Here is a 17,208-nt window from a genome sequence, read left to right as displayed (position 1 = left end):
TGATCGGTTAGAATGCCCGGAGCGGCTACCGTAGCATATTCCGGCCGGTTTTTCGGGCGGTTTACGGATGACTTGTCGCCGTTGCGACCTGGTAAAAGGCGCTGTGCGCCTGCTTTTGATCAAATATCTGATCGTGCTTTTTGACGAACCGGGTTACCGGGCTTGCATGACCTTATTGCGCTCTTCTTCTCTTAAAACCTTGCCGGGTGTCCTCTGGTCGCGCCTCAAGGGTTTTCTTCACTGGCATTACCGCTTGTTGCTGCGCCTTGTGCTGGCCTGTGCGCTGGTGTTCGTCGGCATCGCGCTGGTCTGGCAGTTCTATCTGCTGCCCCGCCTTGATGAGTTCCGTCCCTGGTTGCAAGACCGTTTTGCCCAGGCAACCGGCAGCCAGATCCGCTTTGGCCGGATCGAGGGCGGCTGGCGCGCTTTCCGCCCCGGTTTCCGGATCGAAGGGCTGACCATCCTCAATCATGACGGCTCGCCGGCCTTGCATCTGGACACGCTGGACGCTGAAGTCGCCTGGTGGTCGCTGGCGGCCGGGCAAATCCGTTTCCGACATCTGACGGTGTCCGCGCCCAATGTGGAAGTCATGCGCGATGGCAACGGGGTCTGGCATGTAGCCGGCTTTGCGCTGGCTGCGGGCCCGCAGCGTGGCGATAACCAGTTGGTCAACTGGTTCCTCAACCAGGATGAAGTCGATGTGCGCGGCGGCACATTGCGTTATGTCGATGCCCTGAACGGTGTCGCCCCGGTTGAAGCGCGCAACATGCTGCTGCACGTGCGCCGTCTGTTCAGCCGCCACAGTTTCCAGTTTGCCGCCACGCCACCGCAACAGATCGGCCAGCCGTTTACCCTGGGCGGGGTCTGGTACGGCAGCGACGTAGGTAACTGGCGCAACTGGACCGGCCATGGTCGTGTTGTCCTGCCCCAGGTCTCACTGGATGCCTTGTGGCAGCAACTGCCGGCCAATGTGCTCCCGGTGACGGTCTCGTCCGGCACGGCGGGGGCCAAGGTGGATTTCAGCTTCGGTCACGGTGCAATTACCCAGGCCGATCTGGACATGGACGCGCATTCGTTGCTGGCCACTTATGGCAACCGCACACTGGAACTGCCGCGCTTTGAAGGCCGCCTGCGCTGGAATGGCCCGGGGGCCAGCCAGTCGCTCAGTTTTGACGGCGAGCAGATTGCCACGCGTGATGGCGTGGTCTGCAACGAGTGCCACTTGAGCTGGTCGCGGGATCAGTCCGGCAAGCGCGCGCTGGCGCTGTCCAACTGGCAGCTGGATCATCTGGCGGGCCTGCGTGAGGCGCTGCCCGCCTCTTTGCTGGCGCAAATTCCGGACGGCCAGCTGGCCGGTCTGGTGCATGCCCTGCAATACAACTGGCAGGGCGACTGGGATAAACCCACGCATTTCAGCGGCAAGGCCGGGATCGACGGCTTTGCGGTGCAATGGCCAGGCATGCTGCCGCAATGGGGGCCGGTCAATATCCAGACCGATTTCTCGGATGCCGGCGGCACCTTGCATGTGGACTCGAACAATTTTGTGCTCGACTACCCGGAGCATTTTGTCGAGCCAGTCAAGCTGGATCAACTGGCGGTTATTGCCTCCTGGCAACGCAAGGCGCCGGGCTGGCACGTCAATCTGGATGTCGCCCGCCTGACCAACAAGGATATGAATGTCAGCGTGGCCGGCCAGTACAACTGGCCAGGTTCCGGGCTGGGCAAGCTTGATCTGGATGGCGTGATCAAGGGGCTGGAGGCCTCACGCGCCTACGCCTATCTGCCGCGCGGCGTGGGCGACGATACGCTGGCCTGGCTCAAGGATTCGCTGCCGCACGGGCGTGCCTACGACGGCAAGATTCAGGTGCATGGCAATCTGCAGGATTTCCCGTTCACTGGTGACAAGACCGGTTTATTCCGGATTACCGCCACCGCGCAGGATGTCACGCTGCGGTTTGCCAATGACTGGCCCGAGATCAGCGGCATCAATGGCACGCTGGATTTTCACGGCAACAGCATGCTGATCCACGCCCAGCACGCGCAAACGCAAAAGGCCCAACTCACCAACGTGGAAGCGTCGATCCCGAATCTGGATCACGCCCGGGTACTGGTGAACGGCAAGGCCCAGGACAGTACGGCCGGCTTTATGGAGTACCTCAAGGCCACGCCGCTGCATGGCATGCTCGCCAGCTATATCGACCCGCTCAAGGCCGAAGGCAATGGCGAACTGGCGCTGAAGCTGGAAATCCCGGTCGACAAGCCGGACGACACCAAAGTGGCCGGCACATTCCGCTTCAGCGGCAACAAGCTGGATTTTGACCATGGCGCGCCGGCACTGACGGCCGCGTCGGGCCAGATCGGCTTTACCGAAACCGGCATGTCCTTCAAGGATGTCACCGGCCAGGCGCTGGGCGGGCCGGTGCAAATCAGCGGCAATACCGACAAGGACGGCGCGCTGCGCCTGCAACTGGCGGGCAAGGGCCAGTTGAGTGAGGCCATTGGTCGTTTTGACGCACCACTGGCCAGCCGTCTGCGCGGCCAGATTGCCTGGCAAGGGCAACTGCTGGCCGGGCACGAGAAACTGGACCTGGTGCTCAGCTCATCCATGGTCGGCGCTGCGGTGGATCTGCCCGCGCCGGTGGGCAAGGCGGCCGCCATTGCCCGACCGCTGCGTTTGCATGTGAATGGCGACAAAACCGGGTATGACGTGGATCTGGCATGGGATCGCACCCTGCAGGCCACGTTGCATCAACCGGCCACGGGGAGCGCGTCGGGCAACCTTGTGCTGGGCACCGGGCCTGCCGTGGCCAGCAAGAGCGGGCTGGTGGTCAGCGGTGGCTGGCCAGAAGTCAACGTTGAAGACTGGTACCACTTTGTTGATCAGGAATGGCACGCCACAGACAACGCCACCAGCGCCGGCTTGCCTGGCATTGCGGCGGTTGATCTGGCGTTTGATCGCCTCAGCGGCTGGGGCCGTGCGCTTAATGATGTGAAACTCAAGGCCAGCCAGACATCGCTGCAAAACTGGCAGGGCGAAGTTGCCAGCCGTGAAATGTCTGGCCGCTTTGGCTGGAACGGTCAGGGCAAGGGCAAAGTGGTCGCGCATCTGGCCAGGGTGTATCTGCCGCTGACCGCCAGCGGTGGCGCACCGGTCGAGTCCTCGCCGCTGCGCAGCCTGCCGGCCATGGATATGACGGTGGATGATTTCCGCTACAAGAGCCTGCAACTGGGCAAGCTGGAAATGCAGGGCGTACAGCAAGGCGAAACATGGTCGCTCAACAAGGTGTCGCTGGATAACCCGGACGGGCACTTTGACATGAGTGGCGTGTGGCGCCAGACCAATGGCAAATCCCATGTTTCAGGCCAGTTTGGCCTGGCGAGCGATGATTTCGGCAAGCTGCTTGCTCGTCTGGGGTACCCCGATACGCTGCGGCGTGCGCCGGGCAAGGTCTCAGGCAAGGTCGAGTGGGATGGCGAACCGTTCCCGCCGGATTTCCAGTCCATGCAGGGCAATATCAATGTGGATGTCAAAGCCGGCCAGTTTGCCCGCATTGACCCGGGCGCCGGGCGCTTGTTGTCCATTCTGAGCCTGCAGTCGCTCACGCGGCGCGTGCAGCTGGATTTTCGCGATGTGTTTTCGCAAGGTTTCGAGTTTGATGCCATTCATGGCGACTCGATCATTGAAAAAGGCGTGGCCCGCACCGATAACCTTGTGATCACCGGGTCTTCGGCGCAGGTGCTGTTCCGTGGCGCGGCCAACTTTGAAGCGGGCACGCAGGATTTGCGCGTACGCATTGTGCCGGTGATTGGCGATTCGGTTGCCGTGGCGACCACCATCGTCAACCCGATTGCTGGCGTGGCCGCCTTTCTGCTGCAACGGGCGCTCAAAGACCCGCTGGGGCAACTGATCGCCTATGAATACGATATTACCGGCAGCATGAGCGACCCCAAAATCCAGCGGGTGCAAGAGGCTGCCCTGCTGGAAAACAGCGTGCTGCGCCGCGCCCGCGCCATGCCGTAACCTTGCGCTGATTGTTGATCTGACGAACAGGAAATTCGCATGCAGACCGTTGTTGCCGCCGCCGTCCAGATGATTTCCACCCCAGTGGTCAGCGAAAACCTGGCCTTGGCCGGCCAGCTGATTGCACAGGCCGCAGCCGAAGGCGCGCAACTGATCGCCGTGCCGGAGTACTTCGCCATCATGGGGCAGGACCCGCGCGACAAGATTGCCGTGCGCGAACAGCCCGGCAGCGGCCCGATCCAGGATTTTCTTGCCAGTACCGCAGCAAAACATGGCATCTGGCTGATTGGCGGCACTGCGCCACTGGTGGCATCTGTGCCGGACAAAGTGCGCAACAGCACGCTGGTCTACGACCCCAACGGCAAGCTGGCCGCGCGTTACGACAAGATTCATCTGTTTGGTTTTACCAACGGCGACGAACATTTTGCCGAGGCTGAAACCATTGAGCCAGGTGACAAGGTCACTACCTTCACGACCCCGTTCGGCCGGGTCGGGTTGTCGATTTGCTACGACCTGCGCTTTCCGGAACTCTTCCGGGCGCCGGGCGAGGTTGATTTCTGGTTCTTGCCATCGGCATTTACCGCCACCACCGGCAAAGCGCATTGGGAACCGTTGATCCGGGCCCGCGCCATTGAAAACCAGTGTTATTTCATTGCGCCAGGGCAGGGCGGCCTGCACCCCACCGGGCGGGAAACCCATGGCCACAGCATGATTGTTGACCCGTGGGGCCAGATTCTGGCCCAGCGCGAGAACGGCAACGGCGTGGCGATCGCGGAACTCAAGGCCAGCCAGCAAGAACGCGTGCGCAAGATACTGCCAGCGCTGAAACACCGCGTGCTGTAGCCATGAGCGCTGCGCGCCGGGGCTTGTCAAACCCCATCCCCGGTGGCATGTTCCATCCATTCCCCGCATTTTCCCGAGCGATACCGGCATGAGCCTTTTGCAAACCGCCCAGTCCACCCTGCTTGCCCCGTACAGTCTGGATGAACAACAGCTTGATCGCGTGTTCTCTGAACTGATGCAGCATGACCTTGATTATGCCGATCTGTATTTCCAGAGCACCCGCTCCGAGGGCTGGAGTCTGGATGAAGGCATCGTCAAGTCTGGCAGCTTCTCGATAGACCAGGGCGTTGGCGTGCGCGTGGTCTCGGGTGAGAAAACCGCGTTCGCGTATTCCGATGAAATCGGCTTTGCGCCGTTGATTGAAGCTGCCCGCGCTACCCGCGCCATTGGCCGCCAGGGTGGTACCGGCACGGCCGCGCTGGTCAAGAACGGCACTGGCCATGCGCTGTACCGGCCGGTTGATCCGCTCGCCAGCCTGGATGAAGGCGCGAAAGTGGCCTTGCTGGAAAAACTCGAACGTGCTGCCCGCGCGGTGGACAAGCGCGTGGTGCAGGTGATGGCCAGCCTCGCCTCTGAATACGACGTGGTCTACATCGCCCGTCACGACGGTCATCGCGCCGCCGACGTGCGCCCGCTGGTGCGGCTGTCGCTCAATGTGATCGTGGAAGAAAACGGCCAGCGCGAACAAGGCAGCGCGGGCGGCGGTGGCCGCTTTGATTACAGCTATTTCACTGATGCGGTGGTCGAGCAATATGCGCAGATCGCTGTGGCCCAGGCGGTGCTGAATCTGGCGGCGCGGCCGGCACCAGCGGGCGAAATGACCGTGGTGCTGGGTAACGGCTGGCCCGGCATTTTGCTGCATGAAGCCATTGGCCATGGTCTGGAAGGCGACTTCAACCGCAAGGGGAGCTCTGCGTTCTCTGGCCGTCTGGGAGAGCGCGTTGCTGCGCCCGGCGTGACGGTGATCGACGACGGCACCATTGCGGATCGCCGTGGCTCGCTGAATGTGGATGACGAAGGCAACCCGACCAGCCGCACCGTGTTGATCGAGGACGGCATCCTCAAGGGTTATATCCAGGACAGCCTGAACGCGCGGCTGATGAATATGCCGCTGACCGGCAACGGTCGCCGCGAATCCTACGCGCACCTGCCCATGCCGCGCATGACCAACACGCTCATGCTGGGCGGCGACAAAGACCCGCAAGAGATTCTGGCTTCGGTCAAACGGGGTCTGTATGCCGTGAATTTCGGCGGCGGCCAGGTGGATATCACCAGCGGCAAGTTTGTGTTCTCGGCGTCTGAAGCCTGGTGGGTGGAAGACGGCAAGCTGCAATACCCGGTCAAGGGCGCGACCTTGATCGGCAATGGTCCGGATGTACTGACCCGCGTTTCGATGATCGGCAATGACATGTCGCTGGACCCGGGCGTGGGCACCTGCGGCAAGGAAGGCCAGAGCGTGCCGGTGGGCGTGGGACAGCCGACTTTGCGTATCGACGGCGGCCTGACTGTGGGTGGTACCGGGGGCTGATCAAGGCACCAACTGACTGACGGTCAGCAAATCAGGGCGTAAACCCATTGTATTAACAGGTATTTACGCGGCAAGAAGGGCAGGGTTTTGATAGAATCCTGCCCTTCGTTTTTTCATATGTAATCATTTCCGGCATGAATAACAGGGTAGACACTTCGCCAACCCAGGCACCCGCGCTGGCACGCAAGCTCAAAGCGCGCCATCTGACCATGATCGCCATTGGCGGCTCTATCGGCACCGGGCTCTTTGTGGCCTCCGGCGCCACGATCTCGCAGGCCGGCCCTGGCGGCGCCTTGCTCGCCTATGCGCTGATCGGTCTCATGGTGTATTTCCTGATGACCAGCCTGGGCGAACTGGCCGCGTATATGCCGGTATCCGGTTCGTTTGCCACTTATGGCGCCAACTACGTTGAAGAGGGCTTTGGCTTCGCGCTGGGCTGGAACTACTGGTACAACTGGGCGGTGACCATTGCGGTCGATCTCGTGGCCTCGCAACTGGTGATGGCTTACTGGTTTCCCGGCACGCCGGGCTGGATCTGGAGCGCCTTGTTCCTCGGCATCATGTTCTTGCTCAATTACATCTCGGTCAAAGGCTTTGGCGAGGCCGAATACTGGTTCTCGTTGATCAAGGTCGTCACGATCGTCATTTTCATCGCGCTGGGCCTGGCGATGATCTTTGGCATCATGAAGGGTGGCGAAACCGCAGGTTTGCATAACTTCACCATTGGCGATGGCCCGTTTGCCGGCGGCTTTTCTGCCCTGATCGGGGTGGCGATGGTGGTGGGGTTCTCGTTCCAGGGGACCGAGTTGATCGGCGTAGCCGCGGGCGAATCGCAAGACCCGGCAAAGAATATTCCGCGCGCTGTGCGTCAGGTGTTCTGGCGGATTCTGCTGTTCTATATTTTCGCCATTTTCGTCATCAGCCTGCTGATTCCCTACACCGATCCGCGTTTGCTGAAAAACGATGTGGGCGATATCGCGGTCAGCCCGTTTACGCTGGTGTTCCAGCACGCAGGCCTGGCGTTTGCCGCCGCGGCCATGAATGCGGTGATTCTGACCGCCGTGCTGTCGGCCGGTAACTCTGGCATGTACGCCTCGACCCGCATGCTCTACACGCTGGCGGTGGAAAACAAGGCGCCGAAGATATTCGCCAGATTGTCCGCCAACGGCGTGCCGCGCAACGCGCTGTATGCCACAACCATTGTCGGCGCGCTGTGCTTCCTGACGTCCATGTTCGGCAAGCAGGACGTCTACCTGTGGCTGCTCAATACCTCCGGCATGACCGGCTTTATTGCCTGGCTGGGTATTGCCATCAGTCACTATCGCTTTCGCAAGGGTTATCAGGCCCAGGGGCGTGATCTGCAGGCGCTGCCGTATCGCTCCGGCTTTTTCCCGTGGGGCCCGATCTTTGCCTTTGCGCTGTGTCTGATCATTACGCTGGGTCAGAACTACCAGGCCTTCCTCAAGGATCAGATCGACTGGATCGGCGTTGCCGCCACCTATATCGGTCTGCCGGTATTTCTGGTGATCTGGCTGGGTTACCGCTTTGCCCGCAAGTCGAAGTTTGTCTCGTACGCCGAGATGAAATTCCCGGATCGCGATCAATAAACCAGCTTGCAAGCGGTGAAACACAACAAAACGGCGCCTTGGGCGCCGTTTTGCGTTGCTTGCGCCAGGCAATGAAACGCCGCGCTGAGTGACAACCCGGATGCGTCCTGGCCCCTGAAAACGGTAAGCTCGGGCTCTCTGTTCACGGCTTGATTGCTTGAGAATCCACATGGTTCGTTTCCAGTTTCTGCCCACCCGCCACGGCGCCCGCATTGCCGAAATCCTGCTCGACACCCCCGGTACGCTTAATGCCCAGAACCTGGCCATGGTGCGCGAGATCCGCACGCAGCTGGAACTGTGGCGTGATGACGCCAGTGTTGTTGCGGTACTGATGCGCGGGGTCGGCGAGAAAGCCTTTTGCGCCGGTGGCGATATCAAGGCGCTGTATTACGCCATGACCGAACCTGGCCGCATCACCGAGGCCGATGATTTCTTTGCCGAGGAATACGCGCTGTGCCGCGAGTTGCATCGCTACCCCAAGCCGGTGCTGGCCTGGGGCAATGGCGTGGTCATGGGCGGGGGTTGGGGTTTACTGGCGGGCGCCAGTCACCGGGTGGTGACGGAGATCAGCGTGCTGGCCATGCCCGAGATCGGCATCGGCCTGTTCCCGGATGTCGGCGCCAGCGACTGGCTGGGCCGCCTCAAGCTCAATGTCGGGCGCATGCTGTTCCTGACTGCATCGCGCCTGAATGCGGCCGATGCCCTGGCGGCTGGCGCTGCAGACTGGGCACTGCCCGCAACAAGCTTTGAGGTATTGCTGCAAGGGCTGGATGAATTGCCCTGGACCGGCCACGGCCAGACCGATGCCGCCATGCTCTCGCAACTACTTGAAGCGCTCTCCAGCGCATTGCCTTGCCCGCTGCCACCGGCCCAGTGGGAGCCAGTCCAGGACCTCGTGGCAGAACTCGTGGCGGGCGACGACCTGTTGCAGATCACGCGACGCATTGCCGCCTGCCAGACTGACAACGTCTGGATTACCCAGGCGCAAAAACAGATGGCCACAGGGTCGCCCAATTCGATCGTGCTGAGCTGGACGCTGGCGCAGCGCGCCCAGGGCATGGATTACGACGCCGTGGTTGCCATGGAAACCCTGGCGGCACGCCACAGTGTGCGGCATGGCGATTTCAGCGAAGGCGTGCGCGCCAGATTGATTGATCGCGACAACCAGCCACGCTGGCAGGACGCGACGGTGGAAGAAGCGCTGGCCCGTGGCGTGACGCGCTGGTTTGATGCGGTATGATGTTCGTCAGTGATATCTGACAAAGGGTGGCCGCAAGCCTGATATAGTTGCCGGATGCAAAAAGTCACAAGATGACTTGAAACTTTTGTTGTATCCCGTCATCTTAATCACTGCGAGTCAACCGCTCGTATCGAATAGAATATGGAGAAGCAAACTATGGATTACACCACCGCCCAATACGGCGGCGCGACGCTCGCCGTCGAACGCAACCGGGTGTTGCGTAACACCTATTTCCTGTTGGCCCTGAGCATGTTGCCCACCGCCGCTGGTGCGTTGCTGGGTATTTCCATGCACTTCGCCATGAGCCCGATGTTTGGCGCCATCGTGTTCCTCGGCGTGAGTTTCGGCATGTTCTTTGCCATCGAAAAAACCAAGAACAGCGCCATGGGCGTTGTGCTGCTGCTGGCCTACACCGGTTTCATGGGTCTGTGGCTGTCGCAAATCCTGCAAGTCGCGCTGCGCTTTGCCAACGGCCCGGCGCTGATCGGTACTGCTGCTGTGGGTACCGCCGCCATCTTCTTCACGCTGGCCGGTATTGCCACCGTGACGAAGAAAGACTTCTCGTTCATGGGGAAATTCCTGTTCGTGGGTCTGGTTGTGCTGATCCTGGCGTCGCTGGCGAACATCTTCTTCCAGGTGCCTGCCGTGTCGCTGGCCATTTCGGCCATCGCCATCCTGATCTTCTCGGCCTACATCCTGATGGACGTCAGCCGCATCGTGAACGGTGGTGAAACCAACTACGTGACCGCCACGCTGCAGTTGTACCTGAACGTGTACAACATCTTCATCAGCCTGTTGAACATCCTGATGGCCCTGTCTGGCAACAACCGCAACTAACGCAGGTTTGCTTTGACAACGCAAAACGCCACCGCGAGGTGGCGTTTTTGTTTTGTCCATGCCCAAAAGGGGAAGTCTTTATAAGGCAAAGCTGACAATACCGGGTATCCTTCACCCATGCGTTTACCCCGATTTCTCCTCCCCTGGCATGCCATGTTGCCCTGGCTGGTGGCCCACGTTGCCATTGGCCTCGTGCTGGTCGCCCTGGCGGGTTACACCTGGCTGGATCAGCGCCAGACCGAAGCTGCCCGCGACATGACCATGGCGCAGGATTTGCTCTGGCAAGAGCAGGGTTTGCGGCTGCATTTGCAGACCAACCAGAACGTGCTGGAAAACCTGGCCTATAGCCTGGCCGCCAACGCCATCGACGATACCGACTTCAACGCCCGTGCTGACGCGTTGATGAAAGACAACCCGGAAATGCAGTCGCTGGAGTTCCTGGATGCCACCGGCCACCGCATGGGCGGTCTGCCGGTGTATAGCTCCCGGCCCAGCAGCCTCGTGGCGCTGGATGACCCGCAAGTCCAGGAAGCCATTGATGGCGCCGCCACGCTGGGTTATGCCGTGTACAGCAACGTCATCATTCGTGACGCGCCGGTGATCGTGCTGGCGGTGCCGTATTACCACGCCTCGGTCTACGGCGGGATCGTGCTGGCCGCGTATTCCCTGCCGGAACTGCTGCGTCTGCGGATTCCCTGGTGGATGATCCAGCGCTATGACCTGGCACTGCTGGATGATCAAGGCCACGTGGTGGCGCCGCTGGATGCAACGGTCATGCCGGGCTCGCAACTGACCCGCACCGTGGGCGTTGATCCGCTGGGGCATGAACTCAAACTGCGCGCCAGCGTGCGCGACAACCCCAAAGCCAGCAGCCAGACCTGGCTCCTGGGGGCGGTGTTCCTGCTGCTGACATTGCTGTGGTGGATGCTGGCCATGCTGCGCCGGCGCATGCTGGAGCGGCAGGCGGCAGAAGTAGCGCTGCGTGATGAGATGGGTTTTCGCTCGGCCATGGAAGACTCGCTGACCACCGGTTTGCGCGCCATGGATCGGGACGGTCGCATTATTTATGTGAACCCGGCGTTCTGTCAGATGGTGGGCTGGAGCGCGTCTGAACTGCTGGGCCATATCCCGCCCATGCCGTACTGGCCGCCCGAAGAACTGGAAAACTGCGCCGCCGCCTACCGCGCCATTCTGGAAGGGCAGACTCCGCAGAATGGCTATCAGTTGCGCTTTATGCGGCGCAACGGCGAACGCTTTGATGTGCGTCTGTATTCTTCGCGCCTGGTCGATGGCCGCGGCGAGTATCGCGGCTGGATGGCCTCGCTGTATGACGTCACGGAAATTCGCCGTGAGCGTGAAGCGCTGGCCGCCTCACGCAAGCAGCTGCTGACGGTGCTGGAAGGGCTGGAAGCGGCGGTATCGGTGACGGATGAACAAAGCGGCCAGTTGCTCTATCGCAATCGTCACCATGATGACCTGTTCCCGCTGCGCGATGAAGCGCCGTGCTGTCTGGTGCCGCTGATTGAAGATCACACCCTGGCCGTGGAAACGCGTGACCCGGTGTCCGGCCGCTGGTTTCATGTCCAGCGCCGGCGTATTGAATGGGTAGACCGGCGTCTGGTCTGGCTGGATATCGTGGCTGACGTCACTGAGGTCCGCCAGTATGCAGAAGACATGCGTCTGCAAAGCGAAAAGCTGCAGCACACCGCCCGCCTGATCAGCATGGGCGAACTGGCCTCCAGCCTTGCGCATGAACTCAATCAGCCGCTGGCAGCCATCAGCAGTTATTCTGCCGCAGCCGAAGACATGCTCAACGCGCCCGTGCCAATGGTGGAAAAAGCCGGCGACGTGCTGGCCCGGATTGGCGGTCAGGCGCGGCGGGCCGGGCAGATCATCCGTGGTATTCGCGATTTTGCCGCCAAGCGCGCGCCGCGCCGCGAGAACTGCGATCTGGCTGAATTGTTATCGGTGCCGGTGCAATTGCTCGAACCTGTGGTGCGCAAGACGCAATCGAAGGTGATTGTAGAGATGCCGGACAACCTGCCCATCTTTCAAGGCGACAGCGTGATGCTGGAACAGGTATTGTTCAACCTGCTCAAGAACGGCATTGAGGCCATGGCCGCCGCAGAGCTGGACGCCCCGCGAGAGATCACCGTGACCGCCAGCGCGACCGAAACCGAACTGGTGATTGCTGTCGCGGATCGCGGCCCTGGTCTGGCCTCGCCGGAGGCGCTGTTCCAGCCGTTTTACACTACCAAACCGGACGGTCTGGGTATTGGCCTCAATATCTGCCGTTCCGTGATCGAACAACACCGCGGCCAGTTAATGGCCGAGGCTAATCCGGGCGGCGGCACCCGCTTTATTTGCCGGCTGCCGCTTGCCATCAGTACCGCCGTGACCGAGGAAACCGAATAATGCGACCGATTGCCATCATCGACGACGATATCGCCGTAAGAGATGCGTTGACCCTGCTGTTTGAAACCCGCAGCTGGCCTGCCATTGCATTTGATTCCGCCGAGAGCTTCCTGGCTGAAGCCGGCCCGGCCGATTTCAGTTGCATGGTGCTGGATGTGCGCATGACCGGCATGAGTGGTCTGGAGTTGTTCAACAAGATCAAAACGGCCGAATACCTGCCGCCGGTGATTTTCCTGACCGGCCACGGTGACGTGGCCATGGCGGTTGCTGCCGTCAAGGAAGGCGCGACCGACTTCCTGGAAAAGCCGTGCGACAACCGCGTGCTGGTCAGCAAGATCCAGGCTTATCTGGAACAGGACGAAGCCCTGCGCGGTGAGTGGGAAGCCCGGCAGTCGTTGTCGGACCAGCTTGATGCCCTGACCCCGCGTGAGCGTGAAGTGCTGCGCGAATTGCTGGCTGGCAAGCTGAACAAGCAGATTGCCGACGCGCTGGCGATCAGTATCAAAACCGTCGAAGTGCACCGCGCGCGAATCTACACCAAGCTGCATGTGCGCTCTGCGGTAGAACTGGCCGCGCTGCTCAAGGATGTGCCGTTGAGCGCCATCAGCGGCAAGGAGCCTTCTGCCCACTAAGGGCCGATGCTGATCCAGGCACTACGCATAAAAAAAGACCTGCATTGCAGGTCTTTTTTTGTAGGTGGCCAGACGCCGGTCAGGACGATGCCTTGGTCTTGGCTGGCTTGGTCGGTTTCGGGGTCGGCGGCGCCTTGGCGCCGGCCGGGGCCTTGGCCGCAACAGGGGCTGCACCCGGGGTGGTGGCACCGCTCACGGCGATGTCAGCCTTGATCTTGTTGTAAGTGCCTTCCTTGATCCCGGACACTTTCATGATATCTTCCGGGGTCTTGAACGGGCCGTTCTTGGTGCGATAGTCGATGATGGCCTGAGCTTTGGACGGGCCGATGCCGGAGAGGCTTTCCAACTGGTCCTGCGAGGCGGTGTTGATGTTCACCACGGCCAATGCCGAGCCCATGATCAGAAACATGCCAAGCAATGCGACAAACCACTTTTTCATTGGAATACTCCTTGCGGTGTATGGCGGATGGAAGAACGCGTTACCGTCCAAGTTGTAGCACATGGCGGCGTGTGATGCCGCCCGTATGCTGCATGAACCGTTAGTCACTTGTCAGCTTGAAGCAGGTTTATGTTTGATTTAACTCCAAACCAGTCCGTCGAGCACTACGAAAACTTCCCCGTAGGCTCCATCCTGTTGCCCAGGCGCTTTCGCAAGCCGGTGGCGAGCATTTATCACTTTGCCCGCCACGCGGATGACATTGCCGATGAAGGCGATGCGACCCCGGCAGAGCGCCTTGCCGGGCTGGCGGCCTGCCGCGAAGAACTGGCGCGCATTGAGCAAGGCCAGACCCCGTTGACCGCGCGTTACCAGGCGCTGGCCGTCACGGTGCGTGAATACGGCGTGCCTTTGTCATTGTGTGGGGATTTGCTGACCGCGTTTGAACAAGACGTGGTCAAGACGCGCTACGCCGATTTTGGCGAGGTCGTGCAGTACTGCCGGCACTCGGCCAACCCGGTCGGGCGCATTTTGCTGTACATCTTTGGCGCGGCGACACCGACCAATCTGGCGCAGTCAGATGGCATCTGCACGGCGTTGCAGCTGATCAATTTCTGGCAAGACGTTGCGGTGGACTGGCAGAAAGACCGGGTTTATATCCCGCAGGCAGATCTGGAACGCTTCTGCGTGACCGAGTCGCAGATTGCCGCCGGCAAGGTCGATGCCAACTGGCGGCAGCTCATGGCCTTCCAGGTTGATCGCACCCAGCGCATGCTCAAGGGTGGCGCGCCACTGGCGGTGACCTTGCCTGGCCGGGTAGGGCTGGAATTGCGCCTGACCGTGCTGGGCGGCGATGCCATTCTGGAAAAGCTCAAACAGGTCGGCCATGACATGTTTGCGCATCGCCCGACGCTGGGCGCGGGCGACTGGCCGCGCCTGATGTGGCGCGCATTACGCAAGAAATAACCGGGTTTATTCGTCGATCAGGTTATCGAGCGTGACCGGATCGCTGGCGTCCTCAGCACGGGGTGCGCTGGCGGTTGCGCTGGCATTGGCAGGTTTGCTGGCGGTGACAGCACGTGGCGTGCTTTGCGGTTTTTTGGCCGGGGGCAGGTAGAGCGGACCCTTGAAGCCGCAGGCGGCCAGGGAAACCAGCGCAAGACATGCTAACAGTGCGCGCATGAGAAGGAGCTTTGGTGGCAAAATCGCGATATTACCACGCTCGAAGAACGCCATGACTGAAACCGAATTCCTGAATGTGTCCGATGCGATCCTGGATCGGATCGAAGCTGCCTGCGACGATGCCGCCGCCGATATCGACCCGCACCGTCAGGGCAACGTGCTGGAACTGGAGTTTGAAGACGGCAGCAAGATCATCGTGAACCGCCACGCTGCCAACCAGGAGTTGTGGATCGCGGCCCGCCACGGCGGTTTTCACTATCGCCTGCAAGATGGTCAGTGGCGCAGCACGCGTGAAGAAGGCGAGTTTTTTGCCGATCTGGCCCACGCCATTACCTTGCACGGCGGCGAACCTTTTTCTTTTGCCGGATAAACCGTAAAAAAGCGGCTTTTGCCTGCCAGCGCGCCCTGCTAGCCTTGTCTGCATGACCACAACACGCCCGCATCGCCCCACTTTTCGCAAGTATATGCTGGCGCTTTGGCTGGGTGCGGCGCTAGCGCTGCCGGCGCACGCGGATAACACCGATCTGCCCAATCTGGGCGAGGACTCCCGGCAGGGGATGACGCCCAGCCAGGAGCACCAGGTGGGCGAATCGGCCATGCTGGAAATCCGGCGCAGCGGCGACATGCTGCTGGACCCGGAACTGGTGGCGTATATCAACCAGCTTGGCGGGCGCCTGGTGCAGGCCAATGGCACCGCAATTCCGTTCACCTTTTTTGTCATCCGCGACGGCGAGGTCAACGCGTTTGCGCTGCCGGGCGGGTTTGTGGGCGTCTATAGCGGCCTGATTGCCACCACGCAGCACGAGTCTGAACTTGCGGCGGTGATGGCGCATGAAATCTCCCACGTAACCCAGCACCACCTGGCCCGCATGATTGATGCCCAGCGCATGGCGCCGTGGTTGACGCTGGCCGCCATGGGTCTGGCCATTCTGGCGGCCCATGGGGGTAATGGCGATATTGGCATGGCCGCGGCGGCGGCGACCTCGGGTTACGTGATCCAGCGGCAACTGGATTTCACCTACGCCTATGAACAAGAAGCAGACCGGGTCGGGATGCAGACGCTGATTGCCTCCGGCTTTGACCCGTACGCCATGCCGATTTTCTTCGGGCGTCTGCAAAAGGCCAATCGGTTACTGGAAGGCAATGCGCCAGAGTTTTTGCGTACGCACCCGGTAACCTACAAGCGGATCGCCGATGCCGAAGAGCGGCTGAATAATGTGCAATACAAGCAGATTCCGGATTCGGCGGACTATCTGTTCATGCGTGAACGCGCCATTGTGCTGCAGTCGACCGACATCAAAGCCCTGGTGCAGCGTTATCGGGGCACGCTGGCCGACAAGCGCTATGGCAATCTGAGCGCGCAACTGTACGGGCTGGCGCTGGCCCAGTACACCGCACGTGATCTGGCGGGCGCATGGCAGAGTCTGCAAAAGGCGAACCAGGCCTACGGCGACGAAGCGTCGCACCCGTCGCTGGCGTATCTGGCGGGTTCAATCCGGCTGGCAGAGGGGCACTTTGATGAGGCGCTCAAACTGTTCCGTGATGGCGAGGCGCGTTTTCCGTCCAGCCGGGCGCTGGTTTACGGCGAAGTCGATACGCTGATTGCGGCCCGACGTTACGACGACGCGCTCAAGCTGGCGCAGCAATACGCGGCGGTGTACCCGTCTGATGCGACGTTCTATCAGCGGCAATCGCAGATCTACACCGCCCAGGGCAAGCTGCAACTGCAGCATGTGGCGCAGGGCGAGTACTATGCGCGGCTGCATGAGTACACGGCCGCCATCCAGCAACTGGAAATCGCCCAGCGCCAACCCGGGGACGATTTCTATCAACTGTCCGGGATTGACGCGCGGCTGAAGGAACTTCAGCGCCTGATGAGCGATCAGAAGGACGTCAAAACGCCGTGACTGCGGTCAGCCGCCTTGTTTCGGCAGCTTATTGCGCAATATATCCAGATAGATGGCCGGATCAGGCGGCAGGCCGTAGCGTTGTGCCTGCCACAGCATTTCACCCAGGCCTTCCATCATCAGGTGCTGGGCATCGTGTTCGTTGCCCGCCACCTTGCACAACTCGCCAAACAACGCGCGAATGCCGAAGGGTTGATCGATGGAGATCTGCTCTTCAATGGCCAGGTGCATGCTCACATGCAAGAACGGATTGGTTTCGCCGTATTCCACCGGCCAGTCCTGATCCAGATAATCCGGGGTCAGGAACTGGTGATATTCCGGGTGGCGCATCAGCACCGCGGCGGTCATTTTTTCCAGATCGGTCATCGGCACTTTGCCGTGGCTGCCGTGTTTACGCCAGGACTCGATCAGGAAGTGGCGCGCTTCATCGCGTGAGGGATTAAACAGCATCAGGATTCAGGCTTTTGCAGTTTCAGGTTTTCAACAACAAGTGACTGGGCAAACCGGCCGCATCAACGCAGGCAGGTTTTTTCAGTCGCGACAGACCGGATTGTCGCCTG

At 60.8% G+C, this 17,208-nt stretch carries 14 protein-coding genes; 11 read left to right on the top strand and 3 right to left on the bottom strand.

Annotation, left to right across the window (positions count from 1 at the left end):
* Window positions 1-166: 166 nt before the first annotated feature.
* The 8 genes from IEX57_RS16820 (at window position 167) to IEX57_RS16785 (ending at window position 13,123) form a co-directional block, all read left to right on the top strand.
* Window positions 167-4,021 (top strand): YhdP family protein, encoded by a 3,855-nt coding sequence (locus IEX57_RS16820; protein WP_188705670.1) that lies wholly within the window; start codon window positions 167-169, stop codon window positions 4,019-4,021.
* Between the two features lie 39 nt (window positions 4,022-4,060).
* Window positions 4,061-4,864, top strand: a complete 804-nt coding sequence (locus IEX57_RS16815) for a carbon-nitrogen hydrolase family protein (protein WP_188705669.1) — start codon at window positions 4,061-4,063, stop codon at window positions 4,862-4,864.
* Window positions 4,865-4,952: 88 nt separating this feature from the next.
* Complete coding sequence (gene tldD / locus IEX57_RS16810) at window positions 4,953-6,392, top strand: metalloprotease TldD (RefSeq protein ID WP_188705667.1); 1,440 nt, start codon at window positions 4,953-4,955, stop codon at window positions 6,390-6,392.
* 134 nt (window positions 6,393-6,526) lie between these two features.
* On the top strand, window positions 6,527-7,999 hold the full coding sequence (locus tag IEX57_RS16805) for an amino acid permease (RefSeq protein ID WP_188705665.1): 1,473 nt from the start codon (window positions 6,527-6,529) through the stop codon (window positions 7,997-7,999).
* Between the two features lie 169 nt (window positions 8,000-8,168).
* Window positions 8,169-9,239 (top strand): enoyl-CoA hydratase/isomerase family protein, encoded by a 1,071-nt coding sequence (locus IEX57_RS16800; protein ID WP_188705663.1) that lies wholly within the window; start codon window positions 8,169-8,171, stop codon window positions 9,237-9,239.
* 141 nt (window positions 9,240-9,380) lie between these two features.
* Window positions 9,381-10,076 carry a Bax inhibitor-1/YccA family protein gene (locus tag IEX57_RS16795; RefSeq protein WP_229709074.1) on the top strand — a complete coding sequence of 232 codons (696 nt, stop codon included), beginning with the start codon at window positions 9,381-9,383 and terminating at the stop codon, window positions 10,074-10,076.
* A gap of 117 nt (window positions 10,077-10,193) precedes the next feature.
* Window positions 10,194-12,491 carry a PAS domain-containing sensor histidine kinase gene (locus tag IEX57_RS16790; RefSeq protein ID WP_188705661.1) on the top strand — a complete coding sequence of 766 codons (2,298 nt, stop codon included), beginning with the start codon at window positions 10,194-10,196 and terminating at the stop codon, window positions 12,489-12,491.
* Window positions 12,491-13,123: a response regulator transcription factor gene (locus IEX57_RS16785; RefSeq protein WP_188705659.1), complete on the top strand. Its 633-nt coding sequence runs from the start codon at window positions 12,491-12,493 to the stop codon at window positions 13,121-13,123. Before IEX57_RS16790 ends, IEX57_RS16785 begins: the two co-directional genes overlap by 1 nt.
* A 79-nt stretch (window positions 13,124-13,202) precedes the next feature.
* Here the strand turns inward: IEX57_RS16785 and IEX57_RS21355 are convergent, their stop codons facing one another.
* A complete protein-coding gene (locus IEX57_RS21355; protein ID WP_188705657.1) occupies window positions 13,203-13,562 on the bottom strand; it encodes a ComEA family DNA-binding protein in 360 nt (119 codons plus the stop codon).
* Between the two features lie 129 nt (window positions 13,563-13,691).
* On the opposite strand from IEX57_RS21355, the gene hpnC reads away from it, so the two are divergent.
* Window positions 13,692-14,525 carry a squalene synthase HpnC gene (gene hpnC, locus IEX57_RS16775; protein ID WP_188705655.1) on the top strand — a complete coding sequence of 278 codons (834 nt, stop codon included), beginning with the start codon at window positions 13,692-13,694 and terminating at the stop codon, window positions 14,523-14,525.
* Between the two features lie 6 nt (window positions 14,526-14,531).
* On the opposite strand, the gene lptM is transcribed toward hpnC, so the two are convergent.
* On the bottom strand, window positions 14,532-14,795 hold the full coding sequence (gene lptM / locus IEX57_RS16770) for an LPS translocon maturation chaperone LptM (protein WP_229709073.1): 264 nt from the start codon (window positions 14,793-14,795) through the stop codon (window positions 14,532-14,534).
* On the opposite strand from lptM, the gene cyaY reads away from it, so the two are divergent.
* The gene (gene cyaY, locus IEX57_RS16765) at window positions 14,794-15,111 is read left to right on the top strand and encodes an iron donor protein CyaY (protein WP_188705653.1); all 318 of its coding nucleotides are present in this window, start codon (window positions 14,794-14,796) and stop codon (window positions 15,109-15,111) included. The two genes, lptM and cyaY, sit on opposite strands and share 2 nt — an antisense overlap.
* A gap of 52 nt (window positions 15,112-15,163) precedes the next feature.
* On the top strand, window positions 15,164-16,648 hold the full coding sequence (locus tag IEX57_RS16760; RefSeq protein WP_188705651.1) for a M48 family metalloprotease: 1,485 nt from the start codon (window positions 15,164-15,166) through the stop codon (window positions 16,646-16,648).
* A gap of 6 nt (window positions 16,649-16,654) precedes the next feature.
* On the opposite strand, the gene IEX57_RS16755 is transcribed toward IEX57_RS16760, so the two are convergent.
* Complete coding sequence (locus IEX57_RS16755; RefSeq protein WP_188705650.1) at window positions 16,655-17,098, bottom strand: DUF1841 family protein; 444 nt, start codon at window positions 17,096-17,098, stop codon at window positions 16,655-16,657.
* Between the last annotated feature and the right edge of the window lie 110 nt (window positions 17,099-17,208).

Source organism: Silvimonas iriomotensis (assembly GCF_014645535.1).
Lineage (GTDB): Bacteria > Pseudomonadota > Gammaproteobacteria > Burkholderiales > Chitinibacteraceae > Silvimonas > Silvimonas iriomotensis.
Note: the sequence above shows the minus strand (reverse complement) of the source record. Positions and strands in the feature narration are given on the sequence as shown.